The following is a 23,560-nucleotide window of genomic DNA, read 5'->3' as shown; positions in this document are numbered from 1 at the left end:
GGGCCGTGTCATCGTGTCCCCGTGTCCGCCCTCGACACCGCCGACACGGCTCGGAACCGCCGACAAGGAGGGGCACATGAGCAGCGAACTGGCCATCGAGACCACGGGGCTGGTGAAGGTCTTCGGGGAGAACCGCGCGGTGGACGGCGTCGATCTCGCCGTGCCCGCGGGCACCGTCTACGGGGTCCTGGGGCCCAACGGAGCCGGGAAGACCACCACCGTGCGGATGCTGGCGACCCTGCTGCGTCCGGACGCGGGCGGGGCCCGGGTCTTCGGGCACGACATCGTGCGGGACGCCGACGCGGTGCGGGGCAGGGTCAGCCTCACCGGGCAGTACGCCTCGGTCGACGAGGACCTGACCGGTACGGAGAACCTCGTGCTGCTGGCCCGGCTCCTCGGCCACTCCAGGCCCGCCGCCGGGGCCCGGGCGGCCCAGTTGCTGGAGGCGTTCGGGCTGGGCGAGGCGGCGGGCAAGCAGGTGAAGAACTACTCCGGGGGGATGCGGCGCCGGATCGACATCGCCGCCTCCATCCTGAACACCCCGGACCTGCTCTTCCTGGACGAGCCGACGACGGGCCTCGACCCGCGCAGCCGCAACCAGGTGTGGGACATCGTGCGCGCCGTCGTGGCCCAGGGCACCACGGTCATGCTGACCACGCAGTACCTCGACGAGGCCGACCAGCTGGCCTCCCGCATCGCTGTGATCGACCACGGCAAGGTGATCGCGGAGGGCACCAAGGGTGAGCTCAAGGCCTCCGTCGGCGCGGGCTCCGTCCATCTGCGCCTGCGCGACCCCGCTCAGCGCCCGGAGGCCGAGCGGGTGCTGGCGCTCGTGCTGGACGCCCCGGTGCAGCTGGACCACGACCCGGTGGCGCTGACAGCCACGGTCAGCGGGCACGGCACCGAGAAGGGGGCGGCCGAGCAGGCCGCACGCGCCCTCGCGGAGCTGGCCCGGTGCGGCATCCACGTCGACAACTTCGCGCTGGGCCAGCCCAGCCTAGACGAGGTCTTCCTCGCGCTCACGGACAGGAAGGGAGCCGCGGCATGAGCATCGCGCCCGCCGGGACCCGGCAGGACGACACCGAACTCGCCGCACCGGACGCCGAGACCCTCGCCTCCCTGCTGGTCGGCCAGGAACGGCCGGCGCGGCCCGGGGCGCTGTCGGCATCCCTCACCTTCGGGTGGCGGGCCATGCTGAAGATCAAGCACGTGCCGGAGCAGCTCTTCGACGTGACGGTCTTCCCGATCATGATGGTGCTGATGTTCACGTACCTCTTCGGGGGTGCGCTGGCCGGGTCGACCGAGGGGTACATCCAGTTCCTGCTGCCCGGCATCCTCGTCATGAGCGTCGTGATGATCACGATGTACACGGGTGTCGCGGTCAACACCGACATCGCCAAGGGCGTGTTCGACCGTTTCCGTACGCTGCCGATCTGGCGTCCGGCGCCGATGGTCGGCTATCTGCTCGGCGACGTCGTGCGCTACCTCCTGGCCTCGGTCGTCATGCTCACGGTCGGCCTCGTCATCGGCTACCGGCCGGCCGGCGGAGTGCTGGGGGTGCTGGCGGGTGTCGCGCTGCTGCTTGTGTTCTCGTTCGCCTTCTCCTGGATCTGGACGATGTTCGGGCTGATGCTCCGCTCCGAGAAGTCGGTGATGGGCGTCAGCATGATGGTGATCTTCCCGCTCACCTTCCTGAGCAACGTCTTCGTCGATCCCCGGACGATGCCCGGCTGGCTCCAGGCGTTCGTGAACAACAGCCCGGTCACCCACCTCGCGGCGGCGGTACGCGAGTTGATGGCGGGCAACTGGCCCGCGACGGACATCGCCTGGTCACTGGGCTGGTCCGCGCTGTTCGTGGCGGTGTTCGGCGCGGTGACGATGCGGCTCTACAACCGGAAGTGACGGCACCAGGGCCCTCCCCGCCGGTCATCGCCGCCCTCCGGCGTCGCGCCTCCCCGGGGCCGGGGCCAGACTGGAAGGGGGACGGAGAACGGCTCTGGAGGAGCCATGACGTCAACGACACGGGACGAGACGCCCGTTGCGATGCAGACCGACGACGCGGAGCTGCGCAAGAAGGAGATCGGCGGCGATCTGACGGTCGCCTTCATCCGGCTCGTCAAGGGCGCGGACATGGGCCCGGGGCTCAAGGGCCTCCCCGACGACATGTGCCCCTGTCCTCACTGGGGCTACGTGGTCAAGGGCCGGCTGAAGCTGCGGACCGGCGCCGATTCCGAGGTGTACGAGGAGGGCCAGGCGTTCTACTGGGCGCCGGGGCACGTGCCCGAGGCGCTGGAGGACTGCGACTTCGTGGACTTCTCACCCACGAAGGACTTCGACCAGGTGATCAGCCACCTCACCTCTCAGGCCTGACACCGCACCACCGCACGCGTCAGGGGTACGCGCCGCCGGGACGGCCGCGCGCGTGCCCCCGGGGCACGGCCGGCCCCGCGTCCCCGCGGGCACGGGCTGCGGTCCGCCGCCGTACGGTCCCGCGGGCTCGGTCGTGTACGACGCCGGCTCAATCGCGTACGACGGTGACCGGGCAGGCGGCGTGCTGGGTGACGTGGAGGCTGACCGAGCCGAGCAGCGTCGCCTTGAAGCCGCTGTAGCCACGTGCGCCGACGACCAGCAGGTTCGCCCCCTTGGAACGGTCCAGCAGGGACTGGGCGGGGTTGCCGATCACCACGACCTTCTCGACGGCCGCCGCGCCCTCCGCGCCGAGGGCCTCCTCCAGGGTCTCGGTGAGGGCCACCGTCGCCACCGCCTGCGGGTCGAAGTCCTCGGGCATGCCCGGCATCATGGACGCCCAGCTGGTCGAGGGGTACTCCCAGCTGTTGACGGCCTCGACCGTGTCGCCGGTCAGCTCCGCCTGGCGTACCGCCCAGCGCAGCGCCTTGACCGACGCGTCCGATCCGTCCACGCCCACGACGATCCTGCCCATGTCTGCCTCCGGTGTGTGCGAACTTCTACGGCATTCATCGGCAACTCTAGTCAAACCAGACATCGAGGGCTCTTTCGGGCCCTCGATGCCCGGGTCAGCCGATGTTCAGCTCGGCGAGCTGCTGTGCGAACGGAACGACCGCGTCCTCGCCGTCGTCGAGCGTGAGGGCCCGGGACGCGCCGGAGACGGTCCGCCCGGTGACGGCGGAGGCGAGCTCGCCGCCCGCGCGCCGGATCCGGGACGGCAGCCCTTCGGTGTACTCGTCAGCCTGGGAGCCCCAGTCCTCCGACGCCGCGTACACCGAGGTCGGCAGGGTCACGGCCCGCAGGTAGGCGAAGAGCGGGCGCATCGCGTGCTCCAGGACCAGCGAGTGCCGGGGGGTTCCTCCCGTCGCCGCGATGACGACGGGCTTGCCGGTCAGCGCGGTGTTGTCGACCAGGTCGAAGAAGGACTTGAACAGTCCGCTGTACGAGGCGGTGAACACGGGCGTCACGGCGATCAGGCCGTCCGCGCCCGTCACCGCGTCGAGCGCCTTCTTCAGGCCGGCCGGGGGGAAGCCGGTGACCAGGTGGTTGGCGATGTCGACGGCCAGGTCGCGCAGCTCGACGACCTCGATCTCGACGCGGCGGTCCTGGTCGGCGGCCAGCCTCTCGCGGGTCGCCTCGGCGAGCCGGTCGGCCAGCAGCCGTGTGGAGGAGGGGCTGCTGAGTCCGGCCGCGACGGCGACGATCCTCAGGGGGGCCGTGGCGGGCATGGTCATCGGAGCTCCTTCGGGTCGGCCGAGGCGGCGGCGCGGGCGGCGGTGACCGCCGGGTGGACGGGGGCGTCCGGCACTCCGGCCGGGCGCAGACGGGCGAACTCCTTGCGCAGGACGGGCACGACCTCCTCGCCCAGGATGTCGAGCTGCTCCAGGACCGTCTTCAGCGGGAGCCCCGCGTGGTCCATCAGGAAGAGCTGGCGCTGGTAGTCACCGACGTCCTCGCGGAAGGACAGGGTCCGCTCGATGACCTCCTGCGGGGAGCCGACGGTCAGCGGGGTCTGCTGGGTGAAGTCCTCCAGCGAGGGCCCGTGCCCGTAGACCGGCGCGTTGTCGAAGTACGGGCGGAACTCCCGGACCGCGTCCTGCGAGTTCTTCCGCATGAACACCTGGCCGCCGAGGCCCACGATGGCCTGCTCGGCGGTGCCGTGCCCGTAGTGGGCGTAGCGGCGCCGGTAGAGGTCGACCATCTTCTTGGTGTGCTCCATCGGCCAGAAGATGTTGTTGTGGAAGAAGCCGTCGCCGTAGTAGGCGGCCTGCTCGGCGATCTCCGGGGAGCGGATGGAGCCGTGCCAGACGAAGGGCGGCACGCCGTCCAGCGGGCGCGGGGTCGCGGTGAAGGACTGCAACGGGGTGCGGAACTTCCCTTCCCAGTCGACGACGTCCTCGCGCCACAGCTTGTGGAGCAGCGCGTAGTTCTCGATCGCGAGCGGGATGCCCTGGCGGATGTCCTTGCCGAACCAGGGGTAGACCGGTCCGGTGTTGCCACGGCCCATCATCAGGTCCACGCGGCCGTCGGCGAGGTGCTGGAGCGTGGCATAGTCCTCGGCGATCTTCACCGGATCGTTGGTGGTGATCAGCGTGGTGGAGGTGGAGAGGATCAGCTTCTCCGTGCGGGCGGCGATGTAGCCGAGCGTGGTCGTCGGCGACGAGGGGACGAACGGCGGGTTGTGGTGCTCGCCGGTCGCAAAGACGTCCAGGCCCACTTCCTCGGCCTTGAGCGCGATCGCGAGGGTCGCCTTGATCCGCTCGTTCTCGCTCGGTGTCGTACCGGTCGTGGGGTCGGTGGTGACATCCCCGACGGTGAAGATCCCGAACTGCATGGCGCCCGCCTCCAAGTAGATACTGCGAGGTTGGTTGAACGTTGAACTATGTGAACACACCCTACAACGGAAGGCCCCCGATCTCTATTCCACCCGTCCGGGGAGGCGTCGAAGGCGCCCCGGAGCGGGGTCGTGCGGGCCCGGGAAAGCCCTGCTCCGCAAGCCGGTGCGCGGTACACTCACCCTCATGACCTCCGTCCCGTGCCGTACCTGGTGGCGCTCCTCCTAGGAGCGGCCACCCTTCAGCACGGAACCAGGGCCGTTCGACTTCGGACGGCCCTTTTCGCTGCCCCGGCACCCTCCGGCGGGCCGTCCTCCACGCACAGACCACCGCGAGGAGAGCCACGTGACCATCACCGCCGACCTGCCCGTCAGCCCCGCCCAGCGCCGTAGCGCCGAACTGGAGCGGCAGCTCGCCGCCGATCCGGGCCGCTTCCGCGTCCTCACCGGGGACCGGCCCACCGGCGCCCTGCACCTGGGGCACTACTTCGGCACCCTCCAGAACCGGGTACGCCTCCAGGATCTCGGCGTGGACGTCTTCGTCCTCGTCGCCGACTACCAGGTCCTCACCGACCGGGACGTCGCCGAGCGCCTCACCGAGCACGTGGAGGGGCTGCTCCTGGACTATCTCGCCGTCGGCATCGACCCCGCCCGCGCGACGGTCTTCAACCACAGCGCGGTCCCCGCCCTCAACCAGCTGATGCTGCCGTTCCTGTCCCTGGTCTCCGTCGCCGAACTCGGGCGCAACCCCACGGTGAAGGACGAGATCGCGCACTCACGCCAGGCCGCGGTCAGCGGGCTCATGTACACCTATCCGGTGCACCAGGCCGCCGACATCCTGTTCTGCAAGGGCAATGTCGTGCCCGTGGGCCAGGACCAGCTTCCGCACCTGGAGATCACCCGCACCGTCGCCCGGCGCTTCAACGAGCGGTACGGAGCGGTCTTCCCCGAACCCGACGCGCTGCTCTCCGCCGCGCCCTTGCTGCTCGGCACCGACGCCACCAAGATGAGCAAGAGCCGGGGCAACGCCATCGCCCTCGGGGCCGACGCGGACGAGACCGCACGGCTGATCAAGGGCGCGACCACCGACGCGGAACGCCACATCACCTACGAGCCCGAGCGGCGGCCAGGGGTGGCCGGCCTGGTGCTGCTCGCCGCGCTCTGCCTCGACCGCGACCCCTCCGAGCTCGCCGAAGAGATCGGGAACGGCGGCGCGTCGGGGCTCAAGCTGACCGTGACGGACGCCGTCAACACGCGGATGGCCCCGATCCGAGCCCGCAGGGCGGAGTACGCGCGGGACATGGGGTACGTACGCGGCGTGCTGCGCGCCGGGAACGAGCGGGCGAACGCCGTGGCCGAGGCGACCCTGCGGGAGGTGCGCGAAGCCATGGGAATGTTCCGGTGAGCCAGGGGCGTGCGGCGGCACAAGGCCCACGGCCCCGACAGGCCTCCGGCCGCACCCCCTCGTCCGCGGCCCGCGGGTCCTATGCCGCGGGCTGCCACCGGTAGCGGACGTCCGGCTCCCGTTCCTCGTTGCGGTGGCCGTCGGTGCTCTCGGCGGCGACGAAGCCGTGCCGTTCGTAGAAACGGCGGGCCGGCGCGTTGACCTGGAACGTCCACAGCGCCAGCCCGTCCGGACGACGCCGCTTCGCCACCTCCACGAGACGGCCGCCGACGCCCCGGCCCTGCATGTCCGGATCGACGTAGAGCTGGTCCAGGTCGTCGCCGTCCAGCACCATCAGCCCGGCCACGGCGCCGTCGGCCGTCGCCACCCAGGTCTCCTGACCGGGCACGACCACCTCCCGGCACCAGGACCGGACCTGGTCGTCCGTATGAGCCCGGCGCACGTCCGGAAGCGCCGCGCCGAAGGAACGCAGCCACACCTCGGCCACGGCCACGGCGTCGGCGCCGACCGCACGCCGGATGACGAAATCGTTGGTCTCCACAGCGCCGCATGCTGGCAGACAGGCGGCCTGCGGCGCATCCGACTTCTCCGCGGCACCCGGACCGCGACCCGGTGGACCAGCGTGCCGGAGCGCCGGGGCGGCCCCGCACGGACTCCCCGGGAGCGCCGGCCCGCGCCCGCCTCGCCGTTCAGCGCCGGACCGCGGAACGCTGCCCGCGCAGCAGCTCCGCCAGTCCGCGCCGGGTCGCCGCGATCACCACCCGGTCCTCGGGCCGCAGCACATAGCCGGGGTGCAGGTCCCAGACGAGGCCGGCGGGCCGGTCCGGCCCCCCGGGACCGGCCGGCGCCAGGGGGTCGTACGGCGGTACGGCGGCCAGATCGGGAAGGCGGTCGGCGGGCGGGGTGGCGTCCAGGGCCAGGACCCGCCAGGCGCCGGCCCGGAAGGCCTGGTCGACGGTGCGGCCCTCCAGCCGGGGGTTCCCGGCCACCTCCAGCGCGGCGAACAGCATCACCTTGCGCTCGACCGGGACCGCACCGAGGATCTGCCGGCCCATCATGGCGACGGCGAAGGCCGGGGCGGCCAGGTGGGACACCGAACGCGAGCGGGTCAGGGCCTGCGGGTGCGCGGTGCGCAGGGTGCGGTAGACGGCGGTGGCGAACTCGTCGTCGTACAGGCGCAACGCCACCCGCAGGTCCGGCTTCACCGAGCGGGCGTACAGCGTGGCCTCGAGATTCGTCGTGTCGACGCTCGTCAGGGCGAGCAGCGCGCGGGCCCGGCGGATCTTGGCCGCCTCCAGGACGCCCTCCTGGGTGACATCGCCCAGGACCGTGGGGACGTGCAGGCTGCGGGCCAGCGGGATGCCGCGCGCCTCGGGATCCTCCTCCACGACCACCACGGGGATGTCCAGCTCGCGCAGCCGCACCAGGACGCGCGTGCCGATCTTGCCGAGACCCAGCAGCACCACATGGCCGGACAGGCCGCGCGGCGGACGGCGCAGCGAGGACGCGGTGCGCATCGTGCCGAAGGCCTCCAGGACCGCGGCGACCAGCAGGGGCAGCAGCAGGAGCCCGGCCGTCCCGGAGAGCAGCTGGATGAGTCGGCGCGACAGCGAGTCGGTGTCCTCCACGGCGGGGTCGCCCATCGCCAGCAGGTCGAGCAGGGTCATGTGGGCGGCGTGCAGCGGGCTGTCACCCGTGGTGATCACCGACGCCACGGCGAGGGCGACCACGGCCGCCGCCACCCCCAGCGCGGACCAGCGCAGCCGGCGCGAGAAGACCTGGCCGAGCGGTGCGCCCCTGCCTCCCATGCGGCGGGGGGCGCGGTCGGGGCCCGCCTGGCTGATCGCCTCCAGGACGACGGTGCCCCGGCCCGTGGCGGCGTTCACGGTCTCCCGGTCGGGCAGCAGCTGGGGACCCTCGTCCCCGCTGCTGTCGGAGCCCTCGGTGCCCGCCGGGTCCTGGCTGGTGGAGGAGAGCAGGGCGAGGGTGCACAGGCCGGGGTCGGCGAGTTCGCCCGGCGCGGGCGGGGTGCGCTCCACGGCGCGCAGGAGCAGGCCCTCGGCCTGGATGACCTTGCTGCTCCCGGTCAGCGCGGTGGCCGCCAGGGCCGGGGCCGCGGTGTCGGCGTCGGACAGGACGGTGGTGGAGGCGTCCAGCACGGCGGGATCGATGCCGGGTACCGAGACGGCCGCCGCCTGGTCGAGCAGCGTCTCCAGATGCTGGCCCAGCTTGCGGTTGTAGAGCCGGATGACCAGCCGTAGACGGGGGTTGAGCCGACGGGCCGTCAGGGCGGCGCGGATGTTGCGCTCGTCGTCGTCGTAGACGAGCGCGAGCGCGGCGGCACGGTCGACGCCCGCCTCCTCCAGCACCTCGTCCGAGGGTTCGTGGGCCTCCATGATGCGGACGGCCTCGACCCCGGCGTTCGTGTCGCTGTCGCCGCTCCCGCCGCCCGCCCCGTTGCGGTTCATCGCGGCCGACATCCGGCCGAACAGGGCCACCGCGCGCGCCCGTTGGGTGAGCGGCAGTTCGGGCCTGGTGGTGTCACGGCCCGGCGGGAGCAGGAGCGTGACCCGCTCCCCGTACACGTAGCGCAGTTCGACGGCGAGCCGCCGGGCGAGGGTGTCGTCGCCGCAGACCACCATGTGGCCTCTGCTCGGCGGGTGTTGGGGCTGCTGCGGAAGGGGAGGCACGAAACCCAGCATGCCTTGTCCTGCCCTTCGTCCGTCTTCCCGGTGGGTGTCGGGCGTCCGCGCGCGGACCGCCTGCGCGGACGCCCGCGGCGGTGGTCGGTCGCTCACGTGGCCGGAGCCCCGCGGCGGTGGTCGGGGGCCGGGCGGCGGGGCGCCGCACCGGCCGGCCGGCGCGGGTGGCCGGCGGTCGTGTGCGCGGGTCAGCGGGGTTCGGCGTCGTAGGCGTACCGCTCCGCCGGCGACCGTCCGCGGATGAGCCGGACCAGCAGCCGGACCGCGCGCCAGGCGATCAGCAGCGCCCCCGCCAGCACGGCGACGTGGAGCACGGCCCGTACGGTGCCGGTGACCCCGCTGTGGATCACCAGGGCCGACCCCGCGAGGGCCGCGAACCAGGAGACCACCACGACCAGCGAGACCGACAGGGCGACCGGCACCCCGGCGAAGCCGACCGCCTCGGCGTCCAGGTCGGTGTCGAAGGAGCCCGGCCCGGTGAACCCGGCCAGGACCAGCAGCCAGAAGCAGACGACGACCACCAGCGCCGCGCCGAAGATCACGGTGGGAAAGGCGAGTGCTGCGGAAAGCAGTTGGGACATGCGGTCCACCCCCGAGGACTCCGCGCGCCTGTACGGTCCGGGAGATGCCGCGGTGGGGGGACCGGAGGTGCCGGCGCCACGAGACCGCTGACGGTCCCGCGGCCACCGGTTCTTCCCCCGTGATCCCCCGTGCTTCCCCCGTGTGGTGCTGAACAGATCATGTCAGCGGGGACCGCCGAACGCACTGCCGGAGTCCGGCAGAGTTCACGGGGTCCCGCTGCCGGGCACCAGCACCCGCCCTTGATCGTTGGTGTGTTGAGATTGCTGGTCGGTGTGGAGGAGGAGTGCCCTGTGGCGGAGCCGGAGATCCCCGGGAGATTTCTGGAGGGCTATGCCCCGATGCTGGCCGAGGTCGCCGACACCGGCCGCCGGCTCACCCGGGACGAGCTGGACACGAGGCGCACGCTGGGCCGGGAGGCCGCGGAGGCCGGGCACCAGCTGAGGGCCCTGGTCGGGCTCCACCTCGCCGCCACCCGCACCGCCTGGCCCCCGGCCGCCTCCCGGCAGGGGGCCGTGGCCACCGATGCCGTGCTGGCGGCGGTGGAGCAGGCGGTCGACGCCTTCGCCGAGGGATTCGAGCGTGCGCAGCGCCTGACCGTGCGGCGTGAGGAGGCGGCCAGGCGGGAGTTCATCGACGACCTCCTGTACGGACGCAGCGACCTGGGCCGGCTCGCGGAGCGGGCCACCCGGTTCGGGCTGCGGCTCTCCCGGGCCCACGCGGTCGCGGTGGCCGCGGGCCCCGAGGCGTACACCGAGTCCGACGGCGTGTCCCGCAGCGTGGAGTCCGCCCTCCTCGCGCGCTTCAGCGGCCGGAAGATCCTGCTGACCACCAAGGACGGGCGTCTCGTCTGCATAGCCCCCGGCAGTCAGCCGGACGTCCTGCGGTACTTCGCGAAGCAGGCCCATGTCGCGACGGACGGCGGACAGGTCGCGGTCGGCCGCCCCCACCGCGGCCCCGGCGGGGTGGTCCACTCGTACGACGAGGCGCTCGAAGCCCTCGACCTGGCGCGGCGGATGGAGCTGGAGGACCCCGTGCTGTACGCCGCCGACCTGCTCGTCTACCCGGTGCTGACCAGGGACCGGCAGGCGATGGCGGACCTCGTGCGCAGCGAGCTCGGCCCGCTCCAGCAGGCGCGCGGCGGTGCGGAACCGCTGCTGCGGACGCTGTCCGTGTACTTCGACGCGGGCTGCGTGGCGGCGGAGACGGCCCGCAGGCTCTCGCTGAGCGTGCGCGCGCTGACGTACAGGCTGGAGCGCATACACAAGCTGACCGGATCGGACCCCTCGGACCCGACGCACCGGTACACGCTCCAGACCGCGGTCATCGGCGCCCGGCTGCTGGACTGGCCCGCGAACGAGCTCTGAGGGCAGCGGCCCGGCAGGGGCGCACGGCCCGGTGCTCCGGGCCGCACGCGCCGGTGGTCCTACAGGTCGAACTCGTGCGGGGGCAGGTCGAGCGCGAAGCACGCCTCCCGCACGACGGCCTGCTCGGACTTGTCGAAGTCACCGTCGGCGCCGCCGATGACGATGCCGATCTGGATGACGGCACGCGCCTCGGCCGGCTTCTTCCTGGCCTTGGCGATCTCCTGGAGCACGCTGACCTTGCCGAAGGCGAAGTCGGCGGTCAGCTTGTCCACATAGGCGTTGAAGCGGCGCTGGAGGTCGTCCGCGGGGAAGTTCTGAAGCACGTCGTTGGTGGCGATCAAGGTGGCGACGCGCTGCCGCTCGGACGGGTCGATGGAACCGTCGGCCGCGGAGACCAGGGCGCACATGGCCATGCTCGCGTCCCGGAACGCCCCGCTCCTGAGGTCGTTCTTCTTCGCCTCCAACTGCGTCTGCATCGTCGACGCGGATTCCTTGATCCGATCCCAGAGGGCCATGTCGTCTCCATACGTTGCGGTGCGTGTGGTGCGGGAACCCGTCAAACTCTACAGCGGTGTAGAAGAACCGTGGAGGGACCCCGGGAGCACGGGGCCGACATACGGGTGTTCGGACCATCGGTCCGGACACTCAGTAGGATGCGGCGGATGAACAGGACCGGAGCCAGGGACGACGGCGCCGCCGGGGACGGCCCGCGGCTGCCCAGGCGGGGCCAGGGACAGCTGGAGTCCCAGGTCCTGACCGTCCTGCGGTCGGCGGGCGGCCCCGCCACGGCGGGCTGGGTGCAGGAGCACCTCGACGGCGACCTCGCCTACACCACCGTGATCACGATCCTCACCCGCCTCTACGCGAAGAACGCGGTGACGCGCACCCGCGAGGGGCGTTCCTACGTCTGGACCCCCGCCTCCGACGAGGCGGGCCTCGCGGCCCTGCGGATGCGCCGGGTCCTGGACGGCGAGCGCGACCGCGAGGCCGTCCTCGCCCGCTTCGTCTCCGCGCTCTCCCCGGGCGACGAGGCCCGGCTGCGCGAGCTGCTCTCCCGCGCGGACGCCGAGCCCGGCCCCGGCGGCCACGACGAACCCGCGCCCGGCCATCCCGCGGCGCCTGCCCAGCCCGGCGGCCACCCGCGACCTGCCGGCCCCGGTGACCCCGACGCTCCGGAAGGCTGAGAGCGACCACGATGGGCGTCTTCGTCTACCTGCCACTCGTCCTGCCGCTGACCGCGCTGCCCATGGCACGTCTCGCCGAACACCACCTGCATCCCAGGAGCGCCACCCGCCTGCTGGCCGCCGTCGGGACGACGCTGGCGCTGTGCAGCACCCTGTGCCTGGCCCTGCTCGTGGTGGTGGGTACGGCGCAGCTCCCCGGCAACCCGCTGCCGGACGGCTGGTCCGACCCGGAGGTGCGGGCGGCGCTGCCGTACGAGGAGCGGACGGGCCCGGTCGCCATCGGTGTCCTCGCGGCGGTGCTGGTGGCCTGCGGCGGCACCCTGCTGCGGCACGTCAGGACCCGCGTACGCGCCACCCTGGCCCTGCCGCCCTCGGCCGGACCCGGCGGCCTCGCGGTGGTGCCGTCCCCCGATCCGTACGCGTACGCCCTACCGGGAACGCGCGGTCGTGAGGGCCGGATCGTCGTCTCCACCGCCCTGCTGGACTGCCTCGACGACCGTGAGCGGCAGGCGCTCGTCGCGCACGAACGCGCGCACCTGGAGGGCGGGCACCACCGCCATCTGCTGGTGACGCAACTCGCGGCGCGCGCCAACCCGTTCCTGCTGCCCCTGCGCACGGCGGTGGCGTACAGCACCGAACGCTGGGCGGACGAGGAGGCGGCCTGCGCGGTCGGCAGCCGGCGGGCGGTGGCCACGGCCGTCGGCAAGGCGGCGCTGTTCTCCCGCGGCGCGCCGGGCCCCGGCGCGCTCGCCGCCTTCGCGGCGGCCGGACCCGTCCCGCGCAGGGTCGCCGCGCTGCTCGACCCCGAGCCCCCGGCCGGACTCTGGCCGCCGGCCTCGGCGCACCTGGGCCTGGCGGCCCTGGTCGCGACCGTGGGCACGGCGGCCTCCGCGGTGTCCTCGCTCAACGCGACGGTGACGCTCGTGCGCATCCTGCACGCGGCGACACCGCTCTGACCTCGGTCCGCTCCCCGTCAGTCGGAGTCGCGCCCGGCGTGTTCCGGGGTGAGGTCGTCGTGCGACGGCATCGGCCCGTCGGCCGCCGGGGACGGGATCGCCTCGGCCGCCTCGGCCGGCTTCTTCCGCCTGTCGGCCAGTGCGGCCTGGAGCTTCGAGGCGACCGGTTCCGTCCACCGGGCGGTGAGCGGCCCGGCGATCACGAGGATCAGTACGTACGCGGTCGCGATGGGCCCGATGCGCGGTTCCGTCGCCACGGCCAGCCCGGCGATGACGATCGAGAACTCCCCGCGCGCCACCAGGGTGCCGCCCGCCCGCCAGCGGCCCCGCGGGCCGATGCCCGCCCGGCGCGCGGCGTACCAGCCGGTGCCGATCTTCGTGAAGACCGTGACGATCGCCAGCAGCGCGGCGGGGAGCAGCACCGGGGGGATGTCGGCCGGATCGGTGGACAGCCCGAAGAACACGAAGAAGACGGCGGCGAACAGGTCCCGCAGTGGCGTCAGCAGCTTGCGGGCGCCCTCGGCCACCTCACCGGAGAGCGCGATGCCCACGAGGAACGCGCCGACGGCCGCGGAGACCTGGAGCTGCTGTGCCACCCCGGCCACCAGGACGGTCAGCCCGAGGACGACCAGCAGCAGCATCTCCGGGTTGTCGGACGACACCGCGCGGCTGATGAGCCGCCCGTGACGCAGCGCCAGGTAGAGCACGAAGCCCACGGTCCCGAGAGCGATCAGGAGCGCGACACTGCCCCCGGCCAGACCGACTCCGGCCAGCATCGCGGTGAGCAGCGGCAGGTAGACGGCCATCGCGAGGTCCTCGATGACGAGGACGCCGAGGATGACGGGCGTCTCGCGATTGCCGAGCCGCCCCATGTCGGTCATCACCTTGGCGATCACGCCGGACGACGAGATCCAGGTGACCCCGGCGAGCGCGACGGCCCCCACGGGCCCCCAGCCGAGCATCAGACCGGCGGCGGCGCCCGGTGTCGCGTTGAGGACGAAGTCCACGGCTCCGGACGGGTACTGCGTCTTGAGGCTGGTGACGAGCTCCGACGCGCTGTACTCCAGCCCGAGCAGGAGCAGCAGCAGGATGACGCCGATCTCCGCCCCGATGGCGGTGAACTCCTCGCTGGCTCCGAGCGGGAGCAGCCCGCCCTCACCGAAGGCGAGCCCGGCCAGCAGATAGAGGGGGATCGGCGATAGCCCTATTCGCCCGGCGAACCTCCCGATGATGCCGAGTCCGAGGATGACGGAGCCCAGCTCCACCAGCAGTGCGGTCGTGTCGTGCACGGTCAGCCCTCCGCAATGATCTCGGAGAGCGTGTCCACGCCCTCACGCGTACCTACGACGACGAGCGTGTCCCCGATGGCCAGCCGGAAGTCCGGCCCCGGCGAGGGATGCGCACTGTGGGTGCGCAGCACGGCCACGATCGACGCGCCCGTCCGCGTCCGCGCCCGCGTCTCCCCGAGGAGCCGCCCGCCGTACGGGGACCGGGTGCCGAGCGGGATGTGCTCGGTGACCAGGTCGATGCCCTCGGTCCGCACGGCATCGATCGGCGCCGCGTCTATGAGATGGGCGAGCCCCGTCGCCTCCGCCGTGGTCAGGGGTACGGACAGGACGCACGAATCTGGGTCGTCCTTCTCGTAGAAGCCGAGAAACCTCCGCCCGTCGTGGTGCACGACCACGGAGATGTGCTGTCCCGACTCGGTCGTGTAGTCGTACTGCACGCCGACTCCCGGCAGCGATGTGCGGTGGGTTCCCATGGCTTCCTCCGGAGGCACGCGCGGCGGCGGGGCGACGCTTTTGGTCAACTCTTTATCGGCTCATTACCCTAACCGGCCCCGGAACCCCGCCTCCGGGAGCCGGTGAGGGCGGCCCCGTGCCGGACAGCGGACGTGCGCCGGGGTGAGGAGGGGCCGGGGCGGGCGGGTGCGTCCGGAGCGCGGTGAGGCCCATCCGCAAGACGGCTCGGGACAAACGGAGTTGACGCCTCCTGGGGCGCACCGAGCGGCCTCTGCCCCGGGGGGCCGGTGGCGGGCGGGCTGCCCCGCCACCCTCCGGAGTGATGGATCAGCTGAACGGCGCTGAGCGCGTTCCGGCTGCGGTAGCGTAATCGCGTCATCACGCTCCGTGCGCAGCAGCACGTAGGGCGGTCCCCGGAGGTGTGCAACCACCGGCCGAGGACCTACACACCAGTGACTGAAAGCGAGTCAACCGGGATGCTTTGGCATGCTATCGCGCCGTCTCGCGGCTATACGAAGGCCGCGAACGAGCTGGTCCGCAGTCAGCGTCTCAGCAGCGACGCGAAAATCCTCCTCCTCTATGTGCAAGGGCTCCCCGAAGACCGGCGCGCGGTGGCCCTCAGCGAGCACGCGCGTGCCCTCGGGATCACCGGGCGGGCCTATCAGAAGGCAAAGGAGCTGCTGGTCACGCACGGGTATCTGTACGAGTGGCGGCAGCAGGGCGGGCGCGGTTTCTGGACGACCGAGCAGCTCCTCGCCAATGTGGCCCTCGGTCCGGAAGAGGCCAGGCGGCTCCGGGACGGGGGCCCGGCGCCGGTCGCCGTGTCTCCGGGTGAGCGGAATCCGACGGTCGGGCAGCCGGAGGGCCGGGTCGCCGGTCGCTACACACCGGTAGACGAAGAACCGGGGAAGAACTCTTCCCACCCACCCACCGAACCGGCGCCGCAGGTAGCGGAACTGCCCGCTCGGGAGCCGGAGGACGACGAGGCCGAGCGGGTGCTGCTCTCCCTGCGGCACGCCCACCGGTCGCTGCACCTGGGGGTCGCGGAAGCCCGCAAGCTGGTGAAGCTCGCCGTGGTGTGGCTGCGGCGCGGGGTGACCGCCGCCGAGATGCGCAGGGTGCTCGTCAGCGATCTGCCGGTGAGCGGGGTGCGCTCGGCCGTCGGGTTCCTGCGGCACAGGCTCGTGCAGAAGCTCCCCGAGGATCCCGCGCCCCTGCCGGAGCGGCCCGGACCGGCCCGGCCCACCCCTGCGTTGACCGTCTGCACCGGACCCGGGGAGGAGCACCTCTTCCGGCCGGAACCCGGCGCGCACGGGGAGGACGCCGAGACCCGGTGCGGGCCGTGCCGCCGGGAGGCCGCGTGGGCGGCGTGGGCCGAGACCCGGTCCGCGCAGCTCGCCACGGAGGCCGCTGCCCTCGCGGACGAGGACTCCGATCCGTACGCCCACACACCGTGGCGGGAGAAGTTCGCGGCCGTCGAGGCCGCGAAGGACGCCGGAACGGCCGTGCCCGGCCTGTGCGCCGCTCCGGGTCCGGGTACGGGCGTGCCCGGCCGGTGAGCTGCTGCCGGCCGGGCACGGGGGAGCGGGGCGGGGTCAGTCCCTGATCTCGATCTTCTCGCCGTCGGCCGAGGGGGCGGGGACCGCCGGGGCCGTCGCGCCCGCCTTGGCCCGGAGGTTCTGGAGCAGCGCTCCCAGGTCGACCCCCGTGGTGGAGCTGAGGAGCTCCAGGCCCTGGGCGACGTTGTCCGTGACCGTACGGGACAGCTGGGTCGCGCCGTCCGTCGAGATCACCGTCAGCTTGTCGATGGCACTCAGCGGCTCGGAGGCCTTGGCGACCACCTGGGGCAGCACCTCGACCAGCATCTGCAGGACGGCCGCGTCGCCGTACCGGTCGAAGGCGTCGGCCTTCTTCTGCATGGCCTCGGCCTCGGCGGAGCCCCTCGCGGCGATGGCGGCGGCCTCGGCCTCACCTTCGATGCGTACGGCGTCGGCGAGGGCCGAGCGGTGGAGCTTCTCACCCTGACCGGTCAGGCGGGAGCGCTCGGCGTCCGCCTCGGCCTCCTTGACCTGGGCGATACGACGGGCCTCGGCCTCCTGCTCCGCGCGGTAGCGGGCGGCGTCGGCGGGCTTGCGGACCTTGGTGTCGAGCTCGCGGTCGGTCAGGGCGGCCTGGCGCTGGGCGACCTTCTCCTGCTCGGCGAGGACCTCCTGCTGACGGGCCGCCTCGGCGAGCGGTCCAGCGGCGTTGGCCTTGGCGGCAGCGGCCTCGGTCTCCGCCTTGATCTCGGCCTGCTTGAGGTAGAACGTCCGCTCGGCGATGGCGATCTCCTCGGCCGCCTTCAGCCGGGCCTGCTCCGAGGCGCGGCGCGCGATGGCCTCGGCGATGTCGGCCTCCTGCTTGGCGCGGGCGGCCTCGGGGCGGCCCAGGTCCTCCAGGTAGGAGCCCTCGGTGGTGATGTCCTGGATCTGGAAGGCGTCCAGGATGAGGCCCTGGCCGGAGAGGCTGGCCTCCGCCTCCTCGGCGACCTGGCCCGCGAAGGCGGCGCGGTCGCGGATGATGTCCTCGACGGACATGCGCCCGACGATGGCGCGCAGGGCGCCGGAGAGCACCTCCTGGGTGAAGCCGACGATGCCGTTCTGCTGCTGGAGGAAGCGCTGGGCCGCGGCGCGGATCGCGTCCTCGCTGCCGCCGACCTTGACGATCGCGACGCCTTCGAGATTCGACTTCACGCCGCGCAGGGTGACGGCTCCGCGCACCGCGACGGGGATGTGCCTGCTGGAGAGGTCCAGGGTGAACTTCTGCTGGACGAACGGCACGACGAAGACCCCGCCGCCGACGACGACCTTCTGGCCGCTGTTGTCGATGCTGGTGCGGCCGGTCACCGGATCGACGGACTTCTTGCCGCGACGGCCGGTGATGATGAAGGCCTGGCTGGGCCCCGCGACCTTGTAACGCGTGATCACGGCGAGGGCCAGGAGCACGACGAGGACGACGATGCCGATGATGGCGATCACTACTGGACTCATGAGAGGTGTCCCCCCTGCCCTCCCGACGGGACGGCAGTGTGTTCGGCTGTACGGGTTTCGGACAGACGGGTGGCTCGGTGGTGGTCAGCGCTCGACGGGGCGGACCGTGACCGAGGTGGTCGAGAGGGTGGCCTCGACCCAGACCTCGGCGCCGCGCTCGACCGGAACGGCGCTCTTCGCGGCGAACTTCACGGTCTGGCCCGCGAGTCGCAGCAGGACCTCCCCGTAACCGTCGGCCGGGATCGGTGTCACGACCGATCCCGAGGTGCCGACGAGGTCCTCACCACGCGGGGTGGCCGTTGTCTGGTCCCGCATCAGGGCCTGGCTGAACTTCCAGGTCAGCCAGGCCGCGACGATCCCCGCCCCGGCACCCGCCGCGACGGCCACCGCGGTGCCCGCCTCCGTGGTGCCGAGGACGATCGCGCCGCCGAAGCCGAGCATCGACAGGAAGCCGGCGATGACGGGCAGGGAGAGCAGCCCGTCGAAGAAACCGTTCAGCAGCCCGCCCAGCGCGTCGCCGAGCAGCCCTTCGAGGATTCCGTCGAAGATCAGGGAGAGGACCAGCAGAGCGATTCCAGCCATGCCGAGACCGAGAAGGACGGTCACGCGATCACTCCCCCAGCGTTCGCAAGCCCCCGAGATGATTCCGTCGAACTGGCTGAATGGTCCCATACGGTGCCCGCCACCGGTACTGCCGGAATCCGGCAGTTTTCAGGCCGTCGCGATGCCGGAGAGCTGCTCGGCGAGCGTGTCGATCGACTGGAACGTGGCACCGAGCAGGGCGACGTGCTTCCACCGCAGCACCCCGTCCGGCCCGATCAGGAAGACCGAGCGGCGAACCCCGATACCGGGGGCCGTGACCCCGTAGGCCCGGGCGGTCTCACGTCCCGTGTCGGCCAGGAGCGGCATGCGCAGGCCGTGGCCGCGGGCGAAGGACTCATGACTGTCCACACCCTGTGGACTGATTCCCCAGACGTCGGCGTCGAGGCCCTCGAAGGTCTCGAAGCCCGAGGAGTACGAGCAGAGCTGCTTGGTGCAGACGGTCGTGTTGTCGCCCGGGTAGAAGGCGAGGACCACGCTGCGCCCGCGAGCGGCGGAGAGGGTGTAGTCGCTCCGGTCGAAGGTGCCGTCGGTGAGTATGCCGCCGGGGAGCGTGAAGTCCGGTGCGGGCGAGCCGATCTGGGGTCCTGACGCCATGAGGGTGCCTCCTTGGGTCGCGTACGGATGGATTCGTGCTCGTCCAGTGAACGGCACTTTCCACGCATCGACACGTTCGACCCATCCGTATGCCGTCCGGGACCGAATATGGGGTGTGAGCGGGCGCCGCCCGCACCCCGAACCGGAGGTACACGTGTGACCGGAAGACCGCCGTCGGCAGCGGTGCTCGTCCTCCACGGCGGCTACGAGACGGGCCTCGCCGCGCCCGCCCCCGGCCCCCTGAACCTGCCGGGCCTGCGGATGCTGCCCGTCGCGCGCGCGGTCTCCCGTGCGGTGCGCGGCGAGGCCAAGGTGCGTGTGCAGCGCGTCCGTTACACGCACCGCGGCTGGAACGGACCGCGCGAGGACCCCCTGCACGACGCCTTACGGGTGCTGGACGAGCTGCGCCACGAGGCGGGGGACATCCCCGTGGTGCTGCTCGGGCACTCCATGGGGGCCCGCGCCGCCCTCCACGCCGCCGGGCACCCGCTGGTGCGCGCCGTGGTGGGCCTCGCCCCGTGGTGCCCGCCCGGCGACCCGGTGACACAGCTGTCAGGACGTGAGGTCGTCCTGCTGCACAGCACGCGGGACCGGGTGACGAGCCCTCTGGCGTCCCAGTCGCTCACCTCCAGGGCCCGCCGAGCGGGCGCCCGTACCTGCCTGGTCACGATCCCGGGCAGCGACCACGCGATGATCCGCCGGGCCGGTGTCTGGCACCACCTCGCGGCCACCCTCGTCCGGGGCCTGCTGGGCCAGGGACCGGTCCCCGACCGTGTCGCCACCGCCCTGGACCTGCCGGCCGACGCCCGGGCGGCGGACGGGACGATAGCCCTGGCCGGCCTGCCCGCCGTACCGGGCGGCGGCACGGAGCGCCGCTCGCGGCAGCGCTGAGGTGATCGCGGCGCGGAGTCCGAAGTGCGCGGGAGACCAAGCCCCTTACGGTGTCGGCGGCTGCCAGTAGCATGGTCGGCGAGGTGAGGGGAGCCCGTGGACAAATCCCAAGTGCCCAACCCGTACGACTACCGGAACCCCGTCCGCAACGCCGCTCTGTTCGTCGGCCGCGCCGCCGAACTGGCCACCATCGACTACGAGCTGGGCCAGGCGGGCCTCGACCGGGCGTCGATCCACATCGCCGTGCACGGCCAGCGCGCGTCCGGCAAGACGAGCCTCCTCAACCGGACGGAACATCTCGCCCGGGAGCGCGGCCTGCTGCCCGTCCGGGTGGACCTGGTCCCCGGGCACGCGTCCGCCGCCGCCTTCTTCCGCAAGGTGTACGAGGAGGTCGCGGAGGCCGTCATCGCCGAGGGCGTGCTCACGGAACCCGAGCCCGTCTCCGGCGCCCAGATACGCAGGATGTTCGCGGGGGCGGCCCCGGAGCCCGGCTTCCCGCTCCAGTTCCCCGAGGCGCTCGCCCTCGCCGGCCCGCTCGGCGTGGTGCCGGAGACCCCGCTGCGGCTGGACCTCGCCCACTTCGTGAAGGCGCTCGGCCGGCCCATCGTCCTGCTCATCGACGAGGCCCAGCTGATCGCGGGGGAGCAGGAGGTCCTCTCCGTCCTGCGCTCGCTCGGCACCCGGCTCGACGGCTTCGTCTTCGTGCTCGCCGGCACGCAGAGCCTGCTGAGCACGATCGACGAGGTGTACTCGCCGCTGCTCCGCCAGTTCACGGAGATCAAGGTCGAGCGCTTCGAGGAGCCGTCCGACATCGCCGCCTGCGTGTTCCAGCCGCTGCTCCACCTGGGCCTGCTCCGGCTGCTCTCCGAAGGACTGCGGGAGACCGCACACGAACTGGTGCGCCTCACGGACGGCAATCCCTACGAGATCCAGCTCTACTGCCACGAGATGTTCGCCCGCTGGCAGACCGGCGCCGCGTCCACCATGGCGCTGACCCCGGACATGCTGGAGGCCGTGCGCTCCCGCATGGAGAGCAACCGGGACGTCCGCGACCGGGCCCTCATCCGGGCCGTCCGCGAGATGTCACCCGAGCGGCTCAGGGCCTTCAACGTGCTGTGCTGGGCGCTGGACCGCGCGACCCTGGACGACATCTGGTTCGCGTACAGCCTGCTGGGCGGCGGTTCGGTCACGCGCGAGGAACTCGTGGAGTGCCGGGCCGAACTGATCGAGGCCGGGCTCCTCGCCGACTCCGAGATCGTCCGCTTCGAGGAGGAGACGGATCTCTTCGACGAGATCTACGTGCGGCTGTGGACCGTCGGCCGGGTCGAGCGTGAGCCCCATTCACCGCTCCTGGGCCGGCGTGAGACCGTCGGGCTGCTCACGATGAGGCTCTCCTGCCTCCTCAGCGAGCTCGCGGAGGGCGATGTCCGCAAGCTGTCGACCTGCTGCCCCGGGATGAGCCAGGAGGACGTGGACGGCGCGCTCCTGGCGCTGGAGGGCCTCACCGCGAGCGACGCGCAGCCGATCCCGCCGACCGTCGAGTTCCTGCACCAGGCCGTCCTCAGGGCGGGACGCCCCGCCGCGCTCGACCTCACGACGGTCACGTGTGTGTACGGCGAGTACACCACGGCACGCTGGCTCTACTCACGGGACGACGTCGATCACGACCTGGAGCAGGATCCCGGCTTCCGGGCCGCGGCGGAGCGGGTCGCCGCGCTCGGCGGCGAGCTGCGGATCGACCGGGTCAGGGTGCCGGTGCGGCGCTGGGACGAGCTCACGGCGTGGCTGCGCAAGGCCACGGGCCCCCTGCGCGCGGATCTCGCCGAGAACTACGTCACGGCCGCCTACGCCGCGTACGAACAGGGTGACCGGGCCGGGGCGCTGGAGCTGCTGGGCGAGGCCTTCGAGCTGGAGCGGTCCGGCCTGGCCGCCAACAACCTGCTGTACCTCTCCTTGACCAGCGGCGACCCGGACGCCGCCCTCACCTGGGCCGCGCATGCGGTCGAGCTCGCGGAGGACCCGACCGCCAGGGCGCTGAGCAGGTACAACGCCGCCATGGCCCATCTGATGAACGAGAACTGGCCCGAAGCCGCCGCGATGCTGGAACGGGCGGCGGCGGACGTCGCGCCGCTGGCCGTGCCCGAGGCCAGGGTCGGCTACCTGCTGGTGCCCCGGACCGTCCAGGGGAGCGCGCGCCTCGAGTTCCCGGAGGAGGGCGGGGCCGATCTGCTCGCCGCGATCGGCAGGGCCGCCGAGCTGGTCCGGAGCATCGCCCCGGTGACGGACGACGCGGGAACGGACGAGGCGGCGCCACGGACCGCGGCCGTCGCTCCCACCGCCTCCGAGCCGCAGGGCGTTTCCGCCGCCGGGGCGGTCCCCGGGCCGCGCGCCGCCTCCGCCGCTCCCGTGACGCCCCGCCCCGCCGTCGTCCTGGTGGTGGCGACCGAGTGGTGGTCGGTCCACGGCGGGCTCAGCACGTTCAACCGCGACCTGTGCACGGCCCTGGCGGCGGCGGGAGCGGTCGTCCACTGCGTGGTGCTCAGCGCGTCCGACGCCGAGCTGGCCGCCGCGCGCGACAGCGGCGTGAACCTCCTCGTGGCGCCGGGCGCCGGGGAGGTCGTCGACGACGTGCGGCTGACCATGCGGCCGAAGCTGCCGCCCGGCACGTCCGTCGACCTGGTGATCGGCCACAGCCGCATCACCGGGCAGGCGGCGGCGCTGCTGGTGGACCACTTCTTCGACGGCGCCCGGCGGCTGCACTTCATCCACATGGCGCCGGACGAGATCGAGTGGCTCAAGCCCGGCGGGGACACCGGGACGGCGCTGGCCGCCGAGGACCGTACGGAGACCGAGCGGCGGCTCGGCAAGGACGCGTACCGGGTGGTCACGGTGGGCCCCCACCTGCACGAGCGATTCCTCGGCGAGCTGGAGAAGGCGCCGCTGCGCCTCGATCCGGGCTTCGACGTCGCGGACCCGGCCCCGAGGACGCCCCCCGCCGGCGCCCCCCTGAAGGTGCTCGTCGTCGGGCGTATGGAGGACCACCATTTGAAGGGCCTGGACCTGGCGGCCCGCGCCTGCGGAAAGGCCGCCGCCTGGCGCGACAGGGAGGGGCTCAGCCGGATCGGCCTGGTGGTCCGGGGGGTGCCCAGGACCGGCGCGGAGGAGCAGCGGAAGGCGATCAAGGACTGGGCCGGGAACGCCCGGCTGGAGGTCGTGGTGCGGGTCTACTCCGCGGACCGCACCCGCCTCGCGGAGGACATGAACCGGGCGAGCATCGTCCTCATGCCCTCACGGGCCGAGGGCTTCGGCCTGGTCGGTCTGGAGGCGCTCACCGCGGGCGTTCCCGTGCTGATCAGCGAGGCGAGCGGGCTCGCCCAACTGCTGCGGGAGAAGCTCGGTCACGAGGTGGCGGCCCGTGTGGTGGTGCCGATGTCGGGCGACGACGAGGTGGACGCCGAGGCCTGGGCGCGCAAGACGGACATGGTCCTGGCCGACCTGCCCAGTGCGTTCCGCCGGGCGGCGGAGCTCAGGGAGGTGCTGGCGCGCGAGGTGACCTGGGCGGATGCCGCGGCATCCGTGCTCGCGCAAGCGGCGGGCACCGTCCCGGACGCATCCGTCCCGTCCGCGGCGGCGGGCTGAGACACCCGCGTCCCTTCACGGACGGCCGCTGAGATGCGGGGCCGGACGGTGCGGCAGAAGATAAGGGG

At 72.6% G+C, this 23,560-nt stretch carries 21 protein-coding genes and 1 pseudogene; 10 read left to right on the top strand and 12 right to left on the bottom strand.

Annotated features, from left to right (window positions below; translation table 11 throughout):
* Window positions 1–76: 76 nt before the first annotated feature.
* The 3 genes from ACFY8O_RS19560 (at window position 77) to ACFY8O_RS19550 (ending at window position 2,370) form a co-directional block, all read left to right on the top strand.
* Window positions 77–1,048, top strand: coding sequence for an ATP-binding cassette domain-containing protein (locus tag ACFY8O_RS19560; protein ID WP_387904016.1), 972 nt, complete (start codon window positions 77–79; stop codon window positions 1,046–1,048).
* A complete protein-coding gene (locus ACFY8O_RS19555) occupies window positions 1,045–1,902 on the top strand; it encodes an ABC transporter permease (RefSeq protein WP_387904013.1) in 858 nt (285 codons plus the stop codon). Before ACFY8O_RS19560 ends, ACFY8O_RS19555 begins: the two co-directional genes overlap by 4 nt.
* A 105-nt stretch (window positions 1,903–2,007) precedes the next feature.
* Window positions 2,008–2,370 carry a hypothetical protein gene (locus tag ACFY8O_RS19550; protein ID WP_387904010.1) on the top strand — a complete coding sequence of 121 codons (363 nt, stop codon included), beginning with the start codon at window positions 2,008–2,010 and terminating at the stop codon, window positions 2,368–2,370.
* Window positions 2,371–2,518: 148 nt separating this feature from the next.
* Here the strand turns inward: ACFY8O_RS19550 and ACFY8O_RS19545 are convergent, their stop codons facing one another.
* The 3 genes from ACFY8O_RS19545 to ACFY8O_RS19535 all read right to left on the bottom strand — a co-directional run bounded on the left by ACFY8O_RS19545 (window position 2,519) and on the right by ACFY8O_RS19535 (window position 4,801).
* Window positions 2,519–2,941, bottom strand: coding sequence for a universal stress protein (locus ACFY8O_RS19545; RefSeq protein ID WP_145809969.1), 423 nt, complete (start codon window positions 2,939–2,941; stop codon window positions 2,519–2,521).
* A 94-nt stretch (window positions 2,942–3,035) separates the two neighbouring features.
* Entirely contained in the window at window positions 3,036–3,695 is a 660-nt protein-coding gene (locus ACFY8O_RS19540) for an FMN reductase (protein ID WP_387904544.1), read from the bottom strand.
* Window positions 3,696–3,697: 2 nt separating this feature from the next.
* Window positions 3,698–4,801, bottom strand: coding sequence for an LLM class flavin-dependent oxidoreductase (locus tag ACFY8O_RS19535; RefSeq protein WP_145809967.1), 1,104 nt, complete (start codon window positions 4,799–4,801; stop codon window positions 3,698–3,700).
* A gap of 346 nt (window positions 4,802–5,147) precedes the next feature.
* Here ACFY8O_RS19535 and trpS point away from each other — a divergent pair, with 346 nt between their 5' ends.
* Window positions 5,148–6,206 carry a tryptophan--tRNA ligase gene (gene trpS / locus ACFY8O_RS19530; protein WP_387904007.1) on the top strand — a complete coding sequence of 353 codons (1,059 nt, stop codon included), beginning with the start codon at window positions 5,148–5,150 and terminating at the stop codon, window positions 6,204–6,206.
* 79 nt (window positions 6,207–6,285) lie between these two features.
* Here the strand turns inward: trpS and ACFY8O_RS19525 are convergent, their stop codons facing one another.
* The 3 genes and pseudogenes from ACFY8O_RS19525 to ACFY8O_RS19515 form a co-directional block, all read right to left on the bottom strand.
* Complete coding sequence (locus ACFY8O_RS19525) at window positions 6,286–6,747, bottom strand: GNAT family N-acetyltransferase (RefSeq protein WP_387904004.1); 462 nt, start codon at window positions 6,745–6,747, stop codon at window positions 6,286–6,288.
* A 148-nt stretch (window positions 6,748–6,895) separates the two neighbouring features.
* Window positions 6,896–8,908 carry an NAD-binding protein gene (locus tag ACFY8O_RS19520; protein WP_145809961.1) on the bottom strand — a complete coding sequence of 671 codons (2,013 nt, stop codon included), beginning with the start codon at window positions 8,906–8,908 and terminating at the stop codon, window positions 6,896–6,898.
* A gap of 218 nt (window positions 8,909–9,126) precedes the next feature.
* Window positions 9,127–9,489: pseudogene (locus ACFY8O_RS19515) on the bottom strand (hypothetical protein); the annotation flags it as partial.
* Window positions 9,490–9,780: 291 nt separating this feature from the next.
* Between ACFY8O_RS19515 and ACFY8O_RS19510 the strand changes: the two are divergent.
* The gene (locus ACFY8O_RS19510; protein ID WP_387904001.1) at window positions 9,781–10,854 is read left to right on the top strand and encodes a PucR family transcriptional regulator; all 1,074 of its coding nucleotides are present in this window, start codon (window positions 9,781–9,783) and stop codon (window positions 10,852–10,854) included.
* Window positions 10,855–10,913: 59 nt separating this feature from the next.
* Here ACFY8O_RS19510 and ACFY8O_RS19505 read toward each other — a convergent pair whose 3' ends face one another.
* On the bottom strand, window positions 10,914–11,369 hold the full coding sequence (locus ACFY8O_RS19505) for a tellurite resistance TerB family protein (RefSeq protein ID WP_145809958.1): 456 nt from the start codon (window positions 11,367–11,369) through the stop codon (window positions 10,914–10,916).
* Between the two features lie 147 nt (window positions 11,370–11,516).
* On the opposite strand from ACFY8O_RS19505, the gene ACFY8O_RS19500 reads away from it, so the two are divergent.
* Window positions 11,517–12,038, top strand: a complete 522-nt coding sequence (locus tag ACFY8O_RS19500) for a BlaI/MecI/CopY family transcriptional regulator (protein WP_387903998.1) — start codon at window positions 11,517–11,519, stop codon at window positions 12,036–12,038.
* A gap of 11 nt (window positions 12,039–12,049) precedes the next feature.
* On the top strand, window positions 12,050–12,994 hold the full coding sequence (locus ACFY8O_RS19495; RefSeq protein ID WP_387903996.1) for a M56 family metallopeptidase: 945 nt from the start codon (window positions 12,050–12,052) through the stop codon (window positions 12,992–12,994).
* Window positions 12,995–13,011: 17 nt separating this feature from the next.
* Here ACFY8O_RS19495 and ACFY8O_RS19490 read toward each other — a convergent pair whose 3' ends face one another.
* Window positions 13,012–14,283 (bottom strand): cation:proton antiporter, encoded by a 1,272-nt coding sequence (locus tag ACFY8O_RS19490; protein WP_145809953.1) that lies wholly within the window; start codon window positions 14,281–14,283, stop codon window positions 13,012–13,014.
* A 2-nt stretch (window positions 14,284–14,285) separates the two neighbouring features.
* Window positions 14,286–14,756: a cation:proton antiporter regulatory subunit gene (locus ACFY8O_RS19485; protein WP_145809951.1), complete on the bottom strand. Its 471-nt coding sequence runs from the start codon at window positions 14,754–14,756 to the stop codon at window positions 14,286–14,288.
* 456 nt (window positions 14,757–15,212) lie between these two features.
* Here ACFY8O_RS19485 and ACFY8O_RS19480 point away from each other — a divergent pair, with 456 nt between their 5' ends.
* Window positions 15,213–16,295: a hypothetical protein gene (locus tag ACFY8O_RS19480; protein ID WP_387903993.1), complete on the top strand. Its 1,083-nt coding sequence runs from the start codon at window positions 15,213–15,215 to the stop codon at window positions 16,293–16,295.
* A gap of 36 nt (window positions 16,296–16,331) precedes the next feature.
* On the opposite strand, the gene ACFY8O_RS19475 is transcribed toward ACFY8O_RS19480, so the two are convergent.
* From ACFY8O_RS19475 to ACFY8O_RS19465, 3 genes are all read right to left on the bottom strand, one after another.
* The gene (locus ACFY8O_RS19475) at window positions 16,332–17,765 is read right to left on the bottom strand and encodes a flotillin family protein (protein WP_387903990.1); all 1,434 of its coding nucleotides are present in this window, start codon (window positions 17,763–17,765) and stop codon (window positions 16,332–16,334) included.
* A gap of 84 nt (window positions 17,766–17,849) precedes the next feature.
* Window positions 17,850–18,371: a hypothetical protein gene (locus ACFY8O_RS19470; protein WP_387903989.1), complete on the bottom strand. Its 522-nt coding sequence runs from the start codon at window positions 18,369–18,371 to the stop codon at window positions 17,850–17,852.
* A 105-nt stretch (window positions 18,372–18,476) separates the two neighbouring features.
* The gene (locus tag ACFY8O_RS19465; RefSeq protein WP_387903987.1) at window positions 18,477–18,962 is read right to left on the bottom strand and encodes a peroxiredoxin; all 486 of its coding nucleotides are present in this window, start codon (window positions 18,960–18,962) and stop codon (window positions 18,477–18,479) included.
* A 156-nt stretch (window positions 18,963–19,118) separates the two neighbouring features.
* Between ACFY8O_RS19465 and ACFY8O_RS19460 the strand changes: the two genes are divergently transcribed.
* Both ACFY8O_RS19460 and ACFY8O_RS19455 read left to right on the top strand, forming a co-directional pair.
* Window positions 19,119–19,853: an alpha/beta hydrolase gene (locus ACFY8O_RS19460; protein WP_145809943.1), complete on the top strand. Its 735-nt coding sequence runs from the start codon at window positions 19,119–19,121 to the stop codon at window positions 19,851–19,853.
* 96 nt (window positions 19,854–19,949) lie between these two features.
* The gene (locus ACFY8O_RS19455) at window positions 19,950–23,492 is read left to right on the top strand and encodes a glycosyltransferase (RefSeq protein ID WP_387903985.1); all 3,543 of its coding nucleotides are present in this window, start codon (window positions 19,950–19,952) and stop codon (window positions 23,490–23,492) included.
* Window positions 23,493–23,560 lie beyond the last annotated feature (68 nt).

Origin of the sequence: Streptomyces argenteolus, from assembly GCF_042902585.1 — a bacterium.
GTDB lineage: Bacteria > Actinomycetota > Actinomycetes > Streptomycetales > Streptomycetaceae > Streptomyces > Streptomyces argenteolus.
This window is presented reverse-complemented; position numbering and strand designations above follow the sequence as displayed.

Coding starts and splice junctions, on each gene's coding strand:
- ACFY8O_RS19535 (WP_145809967.1), bottom strand. CDS start 4,801: ATGCAGTTCGGGATCTTCACCGTCGGGGATGTCACCACCGACCCCACG.
- ACFY8O_RS19505 (WP_145809958.1), bottom strand. CDS start 11,369: ATGGCCCTCTGGGATCGGATCAAGGAATCCGCGTCGACGATGCAGACG.
- ACFY8O_RS19555 (WP_387904013.1), top strand. CDS start 1,045: ATGAGCATCGCGCCCGCCGGGACCCGGCAGGACGACACCGAACTCGCC.
- ACFY8O_RS19475 (WP_387903990.1), bottom strand. CDS start 17,765: ATGAGTCCAGTAGTGATCGCCATCATCGGCATCGTCGTCCTCGTCGTG.
- ACFY8O_RS19520 (WP_145809961.1), bottom strand. CDS start 8,908: ATGCTGGGTTTCGTGCCTCCCCTTCCGCAGCAGCCCCAACACCCGCCG.
- ACFY8O_RS19560 (WP_387904016.1), top strand. CDS start 77: ATGAGCAGCGAACTGGCCATCGAGACCACGGGGCTGGTGAAGGTCTTC.
- ACFY8O_RS19550 (WP_387904010.1), top strand. CDS start 2,008: ATGACGTCAACGACACGGGACGAGACGCCCGTTGCGATGCAGACCGAC.
- ACFY8O_RS19495 (WP_387903996.1), top strand. CDS start 12,050: ATGGGCGTCTTCGTCTACCTGCCACTCGTCCTGCCGCTGACCGCGCTG.
- ACFY8O_RS19465 (WP_387903987.1), bottom strand. CDS start 18,962: ATGGCGTCAGGACCCCAGATCGGCTCGCCCGCACCGGACTTCACGCTC.
- ACFY8O_RS19500 (WP_387903998.1), top strand. CDS start 11,517: ATGAACAGGACCGGAGCCAGGGACGACGGCGCCGCCGGGGACGGCCCG.
- ACFY8O_RS19540 (WP_387904544.1), bottom strand. CDS start 3,695: ATGCCCGCCACGGCCCCCCTGAGGATCGTCGCCGTCGCGGCCGGACTC.
- ACFY8O_RS19480 (WP_387903993.1), top strand. CDS start 15,213: ATGCTTTGGCATGCTATCGCGCCGTCTCGCGGCTATACGAAGGCCGCG.
- ACFY8O_RS19545 (WP_145809969.1), bottom strand. CDS start 2,941: ATGGGCAGGATCGTCGTGGGCGTGGACGGATCGGACGCGTCGGTCAAG.
- ACFY8O_RS19485 (WP_145809951.1), bottom strand. CDS start 14,756: ATGGGAACCCACCGCACATCGCTGCCGGGAGTCGGCGTGCAGTACGAC.